Raw genomic sequence first — 15,812 nt, 5'->3', positions numbered from 1 at the left:
CGCGTCGTCAGCCCAGCGCATTCTCGTCCCCGTCAGCCTTCTCGCGACGCGAAACCATGACGATCAGTGCCGGCAGGATGACCAGGATCAGGAACGGCGCGACCAGCACGCCGCCGACCACCACATAGGCCAGTGGCTTCTGCACCTGGCTGCCGATGCCGGTCGACAGCGCCGCCGGGGTCAGCCCGACACAGGCCGCGACGCAGGTCATCATGACCGGGCGCATGCGCACCTTGCCACATTCGACCGCCGCCGAGATGCGTTCGCGCCCCTGCGCCACCAGGCTGTTGAAATAGGTGATGACGATAATGCCCTCCATCACCGACACGCCGATCAAGGCGATGAAACCGATCGCCCCCGACACGCCGAAGGGCGTGCCGGTCAGGAACAGCGAGAAGACACCGCCGACCATGGCCAGCGGAATGACCGAGAGGGCCAGCAGCGTATCGGTGAGCGAGTTGAAACTGGCGAACAGCAGGAAGGCGATGAGCGCGAGCGTCAACGGCACCACCACCTGCAGGCGGGCGATCGCCGCAAGCAGGTTCTCGAATTCACCGGCCCATTCGATCCGCATGCCCGGCGGCAGCCTGATCTCGCCGGCGACCCGGCCCTGCGCTTCCGAAATGGTCGAGCCGAGGTCGCGATCGCGGACGCTGAAGCGGATCGGGATATAGCGCTGCTGCTGCTCGCGGTAGATGGTGGAAGCACCCGAGACCAGGGTCACCGCGGCGACCTGGCCGAGCGGGATCTGGGTGACCGTGCCGTTCTGGTCGGCAACCCCGATCCTCAGATTCTGGATCGCCTCCGGCGTCTGCCGGAACGCCGGCGCCAGCCGCACCATGATCGGGAAGCGGCGGTCACTGCCGGCTTCGAAAAAATCGCCGGGCGTATCGCCGCCGACCGCCGTGCGGATCGCGGTGTTGATGTCGCCCGGCGACAGGCCGTGGCGACCCGCCGCGACCCGGTCGATGGTGATGGCGATGGTCGGCTGGCCGAGCACGGTGAAAACAGCGAGATCGTCGATGCCGCGAACGCCCGCCAGGATCTTGCGGATGCGCTCGGCATAGTCGGTCACCTCGGCCAGGTTGTTGCCGAACAGCTTGATGGCGTTCTCGCCCTTCACGCCCGAGGCGGCCTCGGAGACATTGTCTTCGAGATATTGCGAGAAATTGAAATCGACGCCGGGGAATTCCTTCTGCAGCGCCGCCAGGATCTCCTCGACCAGCTTCGCCTTGTCGACGCCAGGGCGCCATTGCTCGCGCGGCTTGAGCGGCGTGAACATCTCGACATTATTGAAACCGGCGACCTCGGTGCCGTCATCGGTGCGGCCCTGCTGGGAAACCACCGAAGCGACCTCCGGAAATTGCGCGACGATGCGCCTGATCCGGTTGGCGTAGGTGTTGCCCTCCTCGAGCGAGATGGTCGGGTGCAGGGTCGCGCGGATCCACAGATTGCCTTCCTCGAGCTTGGGCAGGAATTCGAGCCCGAGGCTGCGGCCGGCGACGAGCGACACCAGCATCAGTCCGCCGGCGAACAGAAGCGTGACGCCGCGGCGGCGGACGGCGCGCTCCAGAAGCGGCTCATAGGCGGCCCTCAGCGCCCGGACGACCGGGGTTTCCCGCTCGGAAAGCTCGCCCTTGAGCAGGAAGGCCGCCAACGCCGGCGTGACGAAAAAGGCCGCGGCCAGGCCGCCGGCCAAGGCATAGGCATAGGTCTTGGCCATCGGGCCGAAAATATAGCCCTCGACGCCCTGCATGGTGAACAGCGGAATGAAGCTGGTCACGATGATCAGGCAGGAGAACAGGATGGCGGTGACCACCTGATTGGACGCCCCCAGAATGGTCTGCAGCCGGCGCTTCAGGTCGGTCGGACCATCCTCGACCACGCCATGCGTTCGCTTCTGATGACTTCGCTCGGCGAGCAGCCTGAAGATGTTCTCGGTCATGATCACGGTCGCGTCGACGATCAGGCCGAAATCGATCGCGCCGACCGACAGAAGGTTCGCCGATTCACCCCGCAGCACCATGATGGTGACCGCGAAGGCCAGCGCGAAGGGAATCGTGGCGGCGACCGTGATGGCGCAGCGCAGGTTGCCCAGGAACAGCCACTGGACAAAGAAGATCAGCGTGATGCCGAACAGCGCGCTGTGCAGCACCGTCGCGGTGGTGACGTCGATCAGCTCCTTGCGGTCATAGATGCGCTCGATGCGGACGCCCGGCGGCAGCACGCCGCCCGCCGAGATGCGTTCCACCTCGGCCTGGACCCGCAGGATGGTCGGCATGCTCTGTTCGCCGCGCCGCATCAGCACGATGCCCTGCACCACGTCGTCGTCATTGTTCTGGCCGGCAATGCCGAGGCGCGGCTGGTTGCCGACACTGACGGTTGCGATGTCGCGGATCCGGACCGGGCTATTGCCGACGGCAGCGATGAACGTGTCATTGAGGTCGTCGACTGACGAGATCAGGCCGACGCCACGAACCACACCGGACTGGACGCCGATCGAGACGGTGTTGCCGCCGACGTTCAGATTGGCGTTCTGCAGTGCCGTCATGACCTGGGGGAGCGTCAGGCCGTAGGCGAGCAGCTTGTTGAAATCGATCGAGACGTCATAGGTCTTGTTCTTGCCGCCCCAGCCGACCACGTCGACGACACCGGGGATGGCGCGGAAGCGACGCTGCAGGATCCAGCTCTGAATGGTCTTCAGGTCGGTGACGCTGTAGTCCGGCGGCCCGACCACCCGGTAGCGGAAGATCTCGCCGATCGGGCTCATCGGGGAAATCTGCGGCTGGGCGCCGTTCGGCAAGGGCGGCAGCAGGGCGAGCTGGTTGAGCACGCGCTGCAGAGCCAGCTCATAGGTCACGTCATAGGTGAACTGCAGCTTGACGTCGGACAGGCCGAAGACCGAGGTGGTGCGGATCAGCCGGAGGTTCTGCAGGCCGGCGGTGACGCCTTCGACCGGAATGGTGATGTAGCGCTCGATCTCTTCCGCCGACAGGCCGCGCCCCTGGGTGATCACATTGACCATGGGCGGCACGGGATCGGGATAGGCCTCGATATTGAGGCGCATGAAGCAGATCGCGCCGACCAGGCACATGGCGCCGAAGGCGAGCACCATCAGCACCCGCTGCTTCAGCGCGAATTCGACAATGGCATTCATGACGCAAGCTGCCTCGGCGGGAACGGCCTTGATGTCATCGGCGGAAGGCCGCCGTCATCTGGTCGATGAACAGCGCGCCGCGCACCACGACCTCTTCGCCAAGCTTCACGCCGTGGATGATCTGAACGGTTTCACCGCGGATCATGCCAAGCGTGACCCGGCGCAGCTCGACCGACCTGTCGGGATGGGCGACCCAGATCCGCGCCACCTCGCCTTCATAGATGATGGCGTTGCGTGGAACGGCCGGCGCATTGACGGGGTCGCCAACCTGGATCGCGACATTGGCAAACATCTGCTGCTTCAGTTCCCGGTCCGGGTTCTCGACCGTCGCGCGCACCAGCAAGCGGCGATTGCCGGCGTCGATCGAGGGCGCCACGAAATCGAGCCTGCCGACGAAAACCCGGTCGCGAAAAGCCAGCACGCGGAATTCGATCAATGCGCCGCGGGCGACCTTCGGCGCCTCGTCCTCGCGGACATAGGCGTTGAGCCAGAGGGTATCGAGATCATCGATGACGAAGATCGGATCGCCGGCACCGCCCGTGATGAACTGGCCGGGGCCGATCTTGCGCGAGACGACGGTGCCCTCGATCGGCGACAGCAGCGCCACTTCGGGGTCGATCCGCCGGCCGGCACGGAAGCGCTGGATATCCGCGTCCGACTTACCGAACAGGCGCAGGCGGTTCTCCACGGCCTCCAGCGCCGTCACCGCGGCCCGATGATCGGCGCGCGCCGCATCGAGGTCGGCACGGGCCTGGTCGACGTCACGCTGCGGCGCCGCGCGGCCGGCCAGCAGGTCTTCCTGGCGCCTGGCGTTGATCTCGGCGAGCCGCAGCTGGGTCTGCGCCTTGTCGAGCGCGGAGATCGCGGCGATGAAGTCGTTCTGCGTCTGCACCATGTCATTGGCTTCGAAGAACAGCAGCGCCTGGCCGCGGCGGACGATGTCGCCGGGCAAGGCGGTGATGCGCGTCGTGCGGCCCGAATAGGGTGAGATGACCGGCGTCGCGCTGTTTTCGTCGATCGCCAGACGACCTTCGGTGACGACCTGCTCGCGGAAGGTCGCCTCGGCGACGGTGACCCGCTCGAAGGTCGACCAGTCAGCCTCGGAGACGACGAAACGGCCGTCGCGCGGCTTGGCCCGCTCGGTCGACGCGGCTTCGGCGGGCGCCTCGCGACCAAAGCCCAGCAGTCGCGTGACGGACGGCAGGTCGAAGGCCGCGGCAGGCACCTGGCTCAGCGGCGAGACGATCAGCAGCGTGGCGAGGATGACGGCGCAGGCGGCGCGCGCGACCGGGCCGCGGTCGAGGCAAGCGGCCCAACAGGTTTTCGACTGATCCATGACGGCGCCTGCGATCTAGAAGGCCCGCCGGCGCCGCAAAGAGCCCGTCCGGCGAACCGATATCCGACCCAAGAACCCAGCCGCTGTGGACGGCCGGACCATGGGCCATGTCGCATGGCACCGGTCCACGCGGCCGCAGATGCCCACTGGCATCGGCGGCGGCGCGACAATAAGCATTGGACCTGACAGATCGATTGCAACCGAGGCGCCGGTTGGAGCCGGCCGAGGCTCAATAGCGGGCTGGATGCGCATGCGAAGACATGGACCGGGCCGGCGCGGCCTAGCCGAGCACAAAGCCAGCCGCGCCAAGCGCCTGCGGAAACCGGTCGCCGGCAAGATAAGCCAGCTCCATCTCGCGCGGCTCGTGCACCGGATCGACACGTCTCAAGGCATCGTCGACATATCCCGGATGCACCATCACCAGGCCGCCGTCGGGAAGGTCCGCCAGGAAGCGCGGGAAGATCTCGGCAAAATCGGTGGCGCGACCGAATTCATAGGCGCCGGAAAAGGCCGGGTTGGTGACGAAACCCGCCGTCTTGGCATCGGCGATGAGGCCACCGGACAAGCCCGAGATGATCCGTCCCTTCAGGCCTTCGCCAGCGTCCCGGCACTGGCGCAGCCAGGCGCCCGGAGCATGCCGGCGCGCCGCATCCAGCACGAGGCTGCGCACCACCGGCAGGAGATGAACATGCTGATGCCCGTCGATAAAGTCCGGCGGACGTCCGAACGCCCGGTCGAAAGCGGCGAACTGGGCCCCGATCTCGGCGGACAACGCCGTCTTGTCGACCATGCCGGTAAAACAGCGCAGCATCAGGCCGGTCAGACCGAAGAACCGTCGCAGGCGCGGCGCGGTCAAGGGTGCGAGTCCGCCGGTCAGCGTCACGTGCAGTCCGATCTGGAGGCCCGGCCGGCCGAGACCCAGGAGTGCCGCGGCTTCCGCCTGGAGATCCGGACCAGCCGACATCACCGATGTCGCGTTCAAGCGGCCGGCCAGCACCAGTTCGCGGATCGCCCGGGACACGCCGGGGCTCAGCGCATAGTCGTCGGCGCAGAGAATGAGGCGCTTCATCAGTCCGACAGGCTGGCCGATTGGCTGGTGGTATTGCCGGTCTTGTCGGACGCAGCCGGATTGTCGGCGGCACGCTTCAAGAGGTGCTCGCCGATCAGATAGACCGGCCGGCCTTTCAGCTCGGACAGGATCTTGCCGATATATTCGCCAAGCACACCGATCATCAAAAGCTGCACGCCGCCAATGAACATGATGCCGACGAACAGCGAGGGATAACCCGGCACGCTATGGCCGAAGAACAGGGTCTCCGCCATGATCACCAGGCCATAGATGAAGGCGATGCTTGCCAGCACGGCGCCGAACAGGCTCGCCATGCGCAGCGGCACGATCGAGAACGAGGTCAGCCCTTCGATCGAGAAGGCGAGCAGGCCGAGGAAGCTCCATTTGGCCTCGCCCTGGCGGCGCGGATCGGGCTCGTAGGGCACGCCGATCTGGCGGAACCCGACCCAGCTCGACAACCCCTTGAAGAAGCGGCCGCGCTCCGGCAATTGGCGCAATGCCTGGGCGGCCCGCGGCGACAGAAGCCGGAAATCGCCGGCATCGGCCGGGATCTTCTGGCGCACGCCGGCATTGACCAGCCCGTAGAAGGCGTTGACGAAAAAGGTACGCAGCCACGGCTCGTCGCGCCGATGCGCCTTGTAGGTGAAGACGACGTCATAGCCGTCGTCGAGCCAATGGGCGATCAGCGTTTCGGCCACCGCCGTCGGGTGCTGGCCGTCGGCATCCATGAACAGAACCGCGCCGTAGCGCGCCTGGTCGAGGCCGGCGAGCAGAGCCGCCTCCTTGCCGAAATTGCGCGAGAACGAGATGACCTGGACGTCGGCGCCCTCGGCCTTGAGACCGCGGGCAACCGCAAGAGTGCCGTCACGCGAGCCGTCATCGACATAAAGCAGCTCGACCGACAGGCCGCGCCTTTCCTTGAGCAAATGCGCCAGTGTCAGGAGCTTGGCATGGGTGTGCGGCAGCGCCTCGGCTTCATTATAGGCCGGCACCACGATGGTCAGCCCGAAAGGCTGGGTCTCGACACCTGGGAAGGCGATTACTCGCCCGTCATTCGCGGTCATCGTATTAGCGGCCCCCCGGCCGATCCTGAACAATTCACAATGATGCACTGTCTTCACAGCTGCGTGAAGTCATGCCCGACCAAGCCGGCTGTTTCATGACGCAAAAGCGTGTAGACCACGGCCCCATGATGAACGGCAGCCAACAAGATCGGTCGATCACGACCCGGTTTTTCGAGTTCGTCGCCCGCGAGGCGCCGAAATTCGTCTCCTTCGGCCTGGTCGGCGTGGTCAACGCGCTGGTCAACTACGTCATCACCGTCGGGCTCACACTGGGCGTGCTGATCCCGTTCGGCCTGGGCGCGTCCGATGGTGCGCTCGGCATCATCAAGGCGATCGGCTGGGCCGTCGCGGTGTCCAATTCTTACGTTCTCAACACACTCACGACATTTGCCGCCGAAAGCGGCCGGCGGCTCGCCTGGCCAACCTATGGCCGCTTCGTCGCGTCCGGCACGCTCGGGCTGGTCGTCGAGGTGCTGAGCTTCCTGGTGGCGGTCAGATATCTGCCGCTGACGCTCGCCGCCATCGTGCCGATCGGCTTTGCCTTCGTGACCAATTTCGCGATGACCCGCCTGGTGGTGTTTCCCGGCTCAAAATCGCCCGACGACACGATCCAGCGGTGATCCGATTCCGTCCGACCCGCGTAGCATTTGGTGGAGGCTCTTCTGAGCTTCCTTCCCGTGGCCGATCCAGCCCCCGGTTCGGCCATCCGTTGTCGCGGTCGCCTCAGCCCCGAGGCGGCCGCACTTTTTTGTCCCGACCGAAGGACGGGTGGTCCGGGGTCCGCCGATTTGGATCTGCCGATTTGCCTGAGCCCGGCCGGCGGCTAACCTGCGGCTGACGGGCGGCCGGGTGGCCCCCGCAGGTGGCCCTCACAAAGCGCGGCGAATGGACAATACGGCATGAGCATGCAGACCCCCGGGCGGCGTTTCCCGCCCTTCGACGCCGAGGACGCCATCCTCGCCATCATCGAGGGCTTCCGGACGCGAACGCTGCCGATCGCCGCTTGGACCCATCAGGCGCATCTGGCCGTCGGGCTCTGGCATGTCGCGCGCTTTGGCGAGACCGAAGCCCAGGCGCTGCTGCGCGACGGCATCCGCAGCTATAACGAGGCCGTGGGCACCCCGAACAACGACATGCGCGGCTATCACGAGACGGTGACGCTCTATTATTCCTGGGCGGCGGCGCGTTACCTCGAAACAGCCCCGGCCTTGCCGCTGGTCGACCGGGTGAACGGTTTCGTCGAAAGCCGCCTTGGCTCGAAGGACGGCATCTTCATGTTCTGGAGCCGCGACCTGCTGCTCTCGGTCGACGCGCGCCGCGCCTGGATCGCGCCGGATCTCATGCCGCTCGACGTCGCGGCGCTCAAGGCCATGGCCGTCGACTGACCTGCCTTTCCAAGATGCCGCCGATCGGGCTTGATGGCCCGCCCGTTTTCAAGCCGAGCCGGACCATGACCTCACGCCCGATAGCGCGCCCGCGCAATGCTTTCCGCTGGTTCACGCCGATCCAGACGCGCTGGTCGGACAATGATCAATATGGCCACATCAACAATGTCGTCTATTACGCCTATTTCGACACGGTGGTGAACGCCTTCCTGATCGGCGAGGCCGGGCTCGCGCCGGTCGGCGGCGCCTGGATGGGCCTGGTCGTCGACACGCGCTGCTCGTTCTTCGCACCCGCAAGCTATCCGGAGTCGCTGGAAGCCGGCATCGTCTTTGCCGAGCGCGGCCGGTCGAGCCAACGCTACGAGATCGGCATCTTCAAGGCGGGGGGAGCCGAGACGCTGGCGCACGGCCATTTCGTCCACGTCTATGTCGACGCCGCGACGCGTCGGCCGATCGCTCTGCCCGAGAGCCTGACCGCGGCGATCGACCGGACCACGACCCGGCCGTGATCCGTCGATCCCGCGGGTGTTTCGAGCCAAGCAACCACAGGATCCGCATGTCATTGACGCCGGCCAGTGCTGTCCTTCCAGGTCATTTGCGACCTTTCCGCCACGGCAGCGACCAAATATGCCGGCCCAGAAACTTCGTGGGTTGCAAGGCGTTGCCTTATTTGCGCTAAGGAGCCCACCTATCATTGTGGTTACCGATCCGATTCATGGCTTACCGCTTGGCTCTTCGCATGCTCCCGAGGTTCGTTCCGGCGGTGCTTTTCAGCGCCGTGTCGGTGCTTGCCTTCAGCATGGCGTCGGCCCAGACGCCGGTCGCGTCGGTCAATCCGCCGGTCGCGCCTGCTGCGGCCGCGCCCGAGCCGGCGCCGGCGGCGCCTGTTGCCGCACAGCCTTCGGCCGAGGCCGCGCCCGGCGCCGAGCCTGCCGCGACCCCGGCAGCCGTCCCGAGACCCCGGCGTCCCGCACCGCCACCGCCGCCGCCGCGCGTCACCGCCATTTCGAGCGATCCGCAGCCGACCTATGCACCGCAGACGGTCGCGATGACGCAGGCAGCGCTTGCCCGCTATCGCCAGATCGCACTCGCCGGCGGCTGGGGCACGCTGCCCGCCGGCGCGCGTTTCACCAAGGGCCAGCAAGGTCCGCAGGTGCTGGCGCTGAAGCAGCGGCTTGCCGCCGAAGGCGACCTCAACCCGGCTCAGAGCCACGGCCCCAATTTCGATGAAGCGACCGCCGAAGCGGTGCGCCGCTTCCAGCGCCGTGTCGGCCTCGTCTCGTCAGGCGTGGTGGCGGCGGCCACCATCCGCCAGCTCAACATACCGGTAGAGATCCGCGTCACAGCTCTGGAGAAGTCGCTGGAGCGGCTTTCCGACAGCCGGTTCCAGTTCGGACCGCGCTACGTCATCGTCAACATTCCGGCGGCTGCCGCCGAATCGATCGAGAACGGCATCGTCCGCCGCCGCCATGTGATCATTGTCGGAAAGCCGCAACATGCCTCGCCGATGGTCGAGACGCGGCTGACGGTGGTGAACTTCAACCCGACCTGGACCATCCCGACCTCGATCATCCGGCGGGACATCATCCCCAAGATGCGCCGCAATCCGGCAACGCTGGCCTCGATGCGGGTGCGCATGCTCGACGGCCGTGGCAACGAGGTCGACCCGCGGACCATCGACTGGTCGACCGAGCGGGCGGTGAACTACACGCTGCGACAGGATCCCGGCGTTGGCAATTCGCTCGGCCGCGTGCGCATCGACATGCCGAACCGCGAGGCGGTCTATATGCATGACACGCCGTCGCGGCGGCTGTTCACCTCGGATGCCCGCTATTTCTCGTCCGGCTGCGTCCGGGTCGCAGACGTCAACGAGTTCGTCACCTGGCTGCTGGCGCCGCAAGGCTATGACCGAGCGCGGGTCGATGCCGAAATGACCCAGACCCAACGCAAGGACGTGCGGCTGACCCAACCGGTACCGGTCGCCTGGGTCTATCTCACCGGCTGGGCAGCGCCCGACGGCACGGTGCAGTTCCGCGACGATATCTACGGCTACGACGCGCCGGGCGCGGCGCCCGTGCGCGTGGTCCGCCCGGCCGACCGTGCACCGGCCGAGCCGGTTCAGATCGCCCCGCAGGTGCAGCAGCAGCCCCCGGCGCATTTCTTGGGCGGCCTGTTCGGCGCGCCGCAGCAGCCGCGGCGCGATCCCTCGGCCGATCTCAGGTATTGAGCCGCCATGGCGCTGACCAACCGCGTCGATCCCTTCGGGACGATCCAGGCGGTTCCGGAGCGCGGACTGTTCTTCGGCAATCGCGGCGGCAGGTTTCACCGCGACGACCGGACGCTCAAGGCGCGGCCCTGGGCCTCGCGGCAATGGCTCTGCTGCGTGCTGTCGTTCAAGGGCCGCCGCCGCAAGGTGATGGACCGCGGCTATACGGAATTGTTCTTTCTCGACGAGCCCACCGCTTTCGCCGCCGGTCATCGGCCCTGTTTCGAATGCCGCCGCGCTGACGCCACACGCTTCGCCGCGGCCTGGGCACAGGCCAAGGGCCTGCCCGCGCCGCCGCGGGCGCCGGCGATGGATCTCGTATTGCAGTCCGAGCGCCTGGATGGCCGTGCCAAGCGGACCCATGGCGGTGCCATCGACGCACTGCCTGACGGCGCGATGGTCGCCGTCGGCGGCGCGCCTTTCGCCGTCAGGGGCGGCGCGTTCCTGCCCTGGTCATTCGCCGGTTATGGCCGGCCGCGGGCAAGGCCGGCGGGCGAGGCCAGGCTGTTGACGCCACCAGCGATCGTCGCAGTGCTCGCCGCGGGTTATGCGCCGCTCTGGCACCCGAGCGCCTGACGATCCCGATCGCACCGATCAGAACAACCCCTCGATCTCACCGTCCGGATTGACGTGGATCGCTTCGGCCGCCGGCAACCTGGGCAAGCCGGGCATGGTCATGATCTCTCCGCAGATGGCGACGACGAAGCCGGCGCCGGCCGACAGCCGAACCTCGCGCACCGGGACGACATGGCCGCTCGGCGCGCCGAGCAAGGTCGGGTCGGCCGAAAAGGAATATTGCGTCTTGGCCATGCAGACCGGCAGCTTGCCGAAACCGGCGGCTTCGAAAGCCGCGAGATCGGCGGCGGCCTTGGCCGAGATCACGACATCGGCTGCGCCATAGATCCGGGTCGCAACGGCACGGATCTTGTCGGCGAGGCCGAGATCGTCGGGATAGGTCGGCGCAAAATGCGCCGTGCCGGCTTCGCACAGCGCCACCACCTTTTCGGCCAGCAGTTCGGCCCCCTTGCCGCCCTCGGCCCAATGGCGGCACTGGATCGCCTCGACGCCGAACTGCTCCGCACAGATCCGCGCGATCAGCGCATGTTCGGCTTCGGTGTCGGAGGTGAAATGGTTGATGGCGACCACCACCGGGATGCCGAAGGAACGCACATTGACGACATGGCGGCCGAGATTGACCAGGCCTTGCCGCAGCGCCTCCAGGTTCTCGCGCGCGAGATCCGCCTTGGCCACCCCGCCATTCATCTTGAGCGCGCGGACGGTGGCGACGATGACCGAGGCCGAGGGCTTCAGCCCGGCCTTGCGGCATTTGATGTTGAAGAACTTCTCGGCTCCGAGGTCGGCACCGAAGCCGGCTTCGGTGACCACATAGTCGCCAAGTTTGAGGGCTGCCTTGGTGGCGATCACCGAATTGCAGCCATGGGCGATATTGGCGAAAGGACCGCCGTGGATCAGCGCCGGCGAGCCTTCGATGGTCTGCACGATATTCGGCTTGATGGCGTCCTTCAGAAGGGCGGTCATGGCGCCCGCGGCATTGAGGTCGCCAGCGGTTACCGGCTTCTTCGCCCGGGTATAGGCCACCACGATGCGCGACAGCCGCGCCTCCAGATCGGCGAGATCATCGGCCAGGCAGAAACAGGCCATCACCTCGGAGGCGACCGTGATGTCGAAACCGTCCTCGCGGGCAAAGCCATTGGTCACCCCGCCAAGCCCGACCGTGGTTGCGCGCAACGCCCGGTCGTTCATGTCCATGACCCGGCGCCAGACGATCCTCCTGATGTCGATGCCGAGGCTGTTGCCCCAATAGACGTGGTTGTCGACCAGCGCCGCGAGCAGGTTATGCGCCGAGGTGATGGCGTGAAAATCGCCGGTGAAGTGCAGATTGATCGCTTCCATCGGCAGGACCTGGGCCCGGCCGCCGCCGGTGGCGCCACCCTTGACCCCGAAAACCGGCCCGAGCGAAGGCTCGCGCAGCGCGATCACCGCGCGCTTGCCGATCCGGTTGAGGCCGTCGCCAAGCCCGATCGTGGTGGTGGTCTTGCCCTCGCCGGCCGGCGTCGGGTTGATCGCCGTCACCAGCACCAGCTTGCCATCCGGGCGGCCTTTCAGCCCGGCCAGGAAGTCGCCGTCGAACTTGGCGATATATTTGCCGTGGGGATCGAGAGCCTCGGCGGGAATTCCGATCTTCTCGGCGATCGCCGCGATGGGCTGCAAGGTCGCGGCGCGGGCCACGGCAAGATCATGGGACATGGTTTATCGGCACTGGGCTTCACGGGATGGGACAGGGCTCTATAGGGTCCCTACCCCAACGGGCTCAAGGGGTCCATGAAAGGCCGCCATGCAGGACAAGCTTGGGCGCCGGGTGCGGCCTGTCGGATAGAACCAACCGGACGAATGGAGAGCGCACTGACATGGCCGACGGCAAGCTGATCGGGATCGACTGGGGCACCACTTCGTTTCGGGCGGCGCTGATGGACGGCACGGGCGCCATCCGCGACCGCGTCGAAGGTTCCGACGGGCTGGTTTCGATCAGGGACGGCGCCTTCGAGGCCGTCCTGGCAGGGTCGATTGCCCAATGGGAAACGGCGGGGGTGCTGCCGATCATCGCATCCGGCATGGTGACAAGCCGCACCGGCTGGGTCGAGACGCCCTATCTCGCCTGCCCGGCCGACCCGGCCGACCTTGCCGGGGCGCTGAGGCGCATCGAGACACCTGCCGGCCGGCGCATCGCCTTCGTCACCGGCCTGTCGTTTCGCGGCACCGACGGCGAGCCGGACGTGATGCGCGGCGAAGAGACCCAGATCGCCGGCCTGGAGCTCGCCGGCTCGCGGCTTGCCGTCATGCCCGGCACCCATTCGAAATGGGTTCATGTCGCCGATGGCCGCATCGTCGGGTTTCGGACCGCGATGACCGGCGACGTCTTCGCCGCGGTGAAGAACCACAGCGTACTCCGGCTGACCACAGCCGAAGCGGTCGACGCTCCCGAGGCTTTCGCACAGGCCGTCAGGGCCGGTGCCGCCCATGCCGGCGCCGGCCTGCTCGGCAAGCTGTTCCGGCTCCGGGCCGGCAGCCTGCTGGGTGATTTTGCCGCGAACGAGACCGCCGAGCGGCTGTCGGGCCTGCTGATCGGCGCCGAAATCGCCGAAGCCCGGAGCTTCGCGCCGGATGTCGGCGGCAAGACCCTGATCGTCGGCGGCGAAGCACTCGCCGCCCGCTATGCCGCGGCTTTCGCGGCGCTCGACCTGGCGGCCGAACCGGCACCGGCGGATGCCGCCTTCGCCGGCCAGTTCAAGATCGCCAGGGCAGCCGGCCTGGTCTGACCTCGACCGCGCCATCGGGCGGCTCAGGCCGGCGTCTGGCGAGCGCCGACGAGCGCGCCGAGCCGCTGGGTCAGGAACAGCCTTTCGGCATCGTTGCCGGAGAGCCGGATCGCCTCCTGATAAGCCCGCCGCGCCGGCTCGACCTGGCCCAGTCGGGCGAGAATGTCGGCTCTGACGGCGTGATAGGGCTGATAGGCGCCAAGCGCCGCCGCGATCGTCGCGAGCCGATCCAGGGCGACGCCTGGTCCCTGTGCATAGGACAAGGCGACGATATGGTTGAGCTCGAACACCGGGTTCGGCCGCATGGCGACCAGAGTTTGGTAGATCAACGCGACCTCGTGCCAATCCGTCTCGGCAAAAGACGCGCCCTCGGCGTGAACCGCGACGATCGCCGCCTGCAACTGGTAGGGACCGGGCCGGCCGCGGCGAAGTGCCCGTTCGAGCAAGGTCGTTCCCTCCGCGATCAGGCCGCGGTCCCAGCGGCCGCGATCCTGGTCTTCCAGGGACACGATTGCGCCGAGGCCATCCAGGCGCGTTGCGCAGCGCGATTGATGAAGCAGCATCAGCGCCAGCAAGCCTTCCACTTCCGGCTCGCGCGGGCACAGCGCCGTCAGCACACGACCGAGCCTGATCGCCTCCACGCAGAGTTCGGTTCTCAGGTGCTGCTGCGATGAGGCCGCATAGCCCTCGTTGAAGATCAGATAGATCACGGCCAGCACGGCATCCAGCCGCTGGCTCCAGCCATCGGGACCCGGAACCTCGTAGGGAATACCGGCCTTGGCGATCTTGTGCCGCGCCCGCACCAGCCGCTGGGCCATCGAATCCGGGCTCACCACGAAGGCCCTGGCGATCTCCTCGGTCTTGAGACCGCCGATCGCGCGCAGGGTCAGAGCCACGCTGGTCTTCTGGTCGAGCGCCGGATGGCAGCAGGTGAAGATGAGTTTCAGGCGCTCGTCGGCAATCGCTTCCGTCTCGTCATCCTGGCTGGCCGCGTTGTCCAGGACGATCAAGGCGGCGAGCTCGGCCGACTTGGAACGGAAACTGGCTGCCTTGCGGATCCGGTCGATGGCCTTGCGCCGCGCCGTTCGCATCAGCCAGGCCGATGGAGAGCCGGGCAGCCCATCCCGGCTCCAGTGCATGACGGCCGATTCCAAGGCGTCCTGGAGACTGTCCTCGGCCAACTGGAAATCGCGCAGATTGATGATCAGGCACGACAGGAGGCGACCGCCATCGAGACGAACGAGCCGGTCGATTTCGTCCGGAATCGAAATCGCCTCCGTCGTGCCCGACGTCATGATCGCGTCAGGTCCTGCACCGGCCGGACCTCTACCGCGCCATAGGCGGCGGTCGGGATCATGGCAGCGTAGCGGATGGCGTCATCGAGGTTGTCGCACTCGAAAATGTAATAGCCGCCGAGCTGTTCCTTGGACTCGGCGAACGGTCCGTCCAGCGTCTCGGTGCGGCCGTTGCGGACGCGCACCGTGGTGGCGGTCGAGCTCGCCTCGAGCGCTTCGCCGGCAACCAGAACGCCGTCCTTGGCGAACCTTTCATTGGCGGCCTGATAGGCGGCCATGAAGGGCCCGAATTCCGGTGTTCCATAGGCCGGCGACGAATCCTGCGCCCGGTAGATCAAGGCCATGTACTTCATGGATGCGCTCCCTCTGGTTCGTGTGGCCGTCGCGATGAGCGGCACGTAATGACGAACAGGCCTTGTCGCGATCGACTCTCGGGTCTCAGAAAAAAATCAGCGCAGCGACCAGAGCAGGTAGCCGACCGCGCCAAACATGGCGATCTGTGTTCCGACCCCGCCGGCAATGCGCAGCGGCGAGGTTAGCCGCGAAGCATCGAGGCCAACAAGGTGGGCGGCGCGCGCGACGATCAACAGGATGCCCATGGCGTTGAGCCAGCCCGGGCCGAGGCCGCGCGCCTCGCAGAGCGCCATGAGGATGAGCGCCAGCGGCACGTTCTCGATGAGATTGCCGTGCCGGCGCGTCCACAAGGCGAGGTCGAGGTCGTCGCCATGCAGGATCGATATCCCGGCGCGGCCCCGCTTTGCGCTCACCACATTGGCAAGTACCATCACGGCAAACGCCAGGATCGCGGCATAAAATGCGGTGACCTGGAAGGTCATGAGTTGTCTCCGTCTGGGTCTGGATTGACGGCGCAATGACGAACGGCTTTCGCCAAATCGACAGAC

Annotated in this window: 14 protein-coding genes; 6 read left to right on the top strand and 8 right to left on the bottom strand. The window is 66.6% G+C overall.

Annotation, left to right across the window (positions count from 1 at the left end):
- Window positions 1-7 precede the first annotated feature (7 nt).
- The 4 genes from E8M01_RS16790 to E8M01_RS16775 form a co-directional block, all read right to left on the bottom strand.
- On the bottom strand, window positions 8-3,157 hold the full coding sequence (locus tag E8M01_RS16790; RefSeq protein WP_136961167.1) for an efflux RND transporter permease subunit: 3,150 nt from the start codon (window positions 3,155-3,157) through the stop codon (window positions 8-10).
- 34 nt (window positions 3,158-3,191) lie between these two features.
- Entirely contained in the window at window positions 3,192-4,493 is a 1,302-nt protein-coding gene (locus tag E8M01_RS16785) for an efflux RND transporter periplasmic adaptor subunit (protein ID WP_136961166.1), read from the bottom strand.
- A 280-nt stretch (window positions 4,494-4,773) separates the two neighbouring features.
- Complete coding sequence (locus tag E8M01_RS16780; protein ID WP_136961165.1) at window positions 4,774-5,562, bottom strand: ChbG/HpnK family deacetylase; 789 nt, start codon at window positions 5,560-5,562, stop codon at window positions 4,774-4,776.
- A complete protein-coding gene (locus tag E8M01_RS16775; RefSeq protein ID WP_136961164.1) occupies window positions 5,562-6,626 on the bottom strand; it encodes a glycosyltransferase family 2 protein in 1,065 nt (354 codons plus the stop codon). Before E8M01_RS16775 ends, E8M01_RS16780 begins: the two co-directional genes overlap by 1 nt.
- 125 nt (window positions 6,627-6,751) lie before the next feature.
- On the opposite strand from E8M01_RS16775, the gene E8M01_RS16770 reads away from it, so the two are divergent.
- From E8M01_RS16770 to E8M01_RS16750, 5 genes are all read left to right on the top strand, one after another.
- Window positions 6,752-7,246 (top strand): GtrA family protein, encoded by a 495-nt coding sequence (locus E8M01_RS16770; RefSeq protein WP_170181935.1) that lies wholly within the window; start codon window positions 6,752-6,754, stop codon window positions 7,244-7,246.
- Window positions 7,247-7,525: 279 nt separating this feature from the next.
- Window positions 7,526-8,011, top strand: coding sequence for a hypothetical protein (locus E8M01_RS16765; RefSeq protein ID WP_136961162.1), 486 nt, complete (start codon window positions 7,526-7,528; stop codon window positions 8,009-8,011).
- A gap of 65 nt (window positions 8,012-8,076) precedes the next feature.
- Window positions 8,077-8,520 carry an acyl-CoA thioesterase gene (locus E8M01_RS16760; protein ID WP_136961161.1) on the top strand — a complete coding sequence of 148 codons (444 nt, stop codon included), beginning with the start codon at window positions 8,077-8,079 and terminating at the stop codon, window positions 8,518-8,520.
- Window positions 8,521-8,750: 230 nt separating this feature from the next.
- Window positions 8,751-10,238 carry a L,D-transpeptidase family protein gene (locus E8M01_RS16755; RefSeq protein ID WP_136961160.1) on the top strand — a complete coding sequence of 496 codons (1,488 nt, stop codon included), beginning with the start codon at window positions 8,751-8,753 and terminating at the stop codon, window positions 10,236-10,238.
- Window positions 10,239-10,244: 6 nt separating this feature from the next.
- Window positions 10,245-10,853: a hypothetical protein gene (locus tag E8M01_RS16750; protein WP_136961159.1), complete on the top strand. Its 609-nt coding sequence runs from the start codon at window positions 10,245-10,247 to the stop codon at window positions 10,851-10,853.
- 18 nt (window positions 10,854-10,871) lie between these two features.
- On the opposite strand, the gene E8M01_RS16745 is transcribed toward E8M01_RS16750, so the two are convergent.
- A complete protein-coding gene (locus E8M01_RS16745; protein WP_136961158.1) occupies window positions 10,872-12,545 on the bottom strand; it encodes a formate--tetrahydrofolate ligase in 1,674 nt (557 codons plus the stop codon).
- A 161-nt stretch (window positions 12,546-12,706) separates the two neighbouring features.
- On the opposite strand from E8M01_RS16745, the gene E8M01_RS16740 reads away from it, so the two are divergent.
- On the top strand, window positions 12,707-13,615 hold the full coding sequence (locus E8M01_RS16740; RefSeq protein WP_170181934.1) for a 2-dehydro-3-deoxygalactonokinase: 909 nt from the start codon (window positions 12,707-12,709) through the stop codon (window positions 13,613-13,615).
- A gap of 23 nt (window positions 13,616-13,638) precedes the next feature.
- On the opposite strand, the gene E8M01_RS16735 is transcribed toward E8M01_RS16740, so the two are convergent.
- The 3 genes from E8M01_RS16735 to E8M01_RS16725 all read right to left on the bottom strand — a co-directional run bounded on the left by E8M01_RS16735 (window position 13,639) and on the right by E8M01_RS16725 (window position 15,746).
- Window positions 13,639-14,910, bottom strand: a complete 1,272-nt coding sequence (locus E8M01_RS16735; RefSeq protein ID WP_136961156.1) for an RNA polymerase sigma factor — start codon at window positions 14,908-14,910, stop codon at window positions 13,639-13,641.
- Complete coding sequence (locus tag E8M01_RS16730) at window positions 14,907-15,263, bottom strand: YciI family protein (RefSeq protein WP_136961155.1); 357 nt, start codon at window positions 15,261-15,263, stop codon at window positions 14,907-14,909. Before E8M01_RS16730 ends, E8M01_RS16735 begins: the two co-directional genes overlap by 4 nt.
- A gap of 96 nt (window positions 15,264-15,359) precedes the next feature.
- Window positions 15,360-15,746: an MAPEG family protein gene (locus E8M01_RS16725; RefSeq protein ID WP_136961154.1), complete on the bottom strand. Its 387-nt coding sequence runs from the start codon at window positions 15,744-15,746 to the stop codon at window positions 15,360-15,362.
- Window positions 15,747-15,812: the final 66 nt, after the last annotated feature.

It is taken from the genome of Phreatobacter stygius (assembly GCF_005144885.1).
GTDB classification, from domain to species: domain Bacteria; phylum Pseudomonadota; class Alphaproteobacteria; order Rhizobiales; family Phreatobacteraceae; genus Phreatobacter; species Phreatobacter stygius.
Note: the sequence above shows the minus strand (reverse complement) of the source record. Positions and strands in the feature narration are given on the sequence as shown.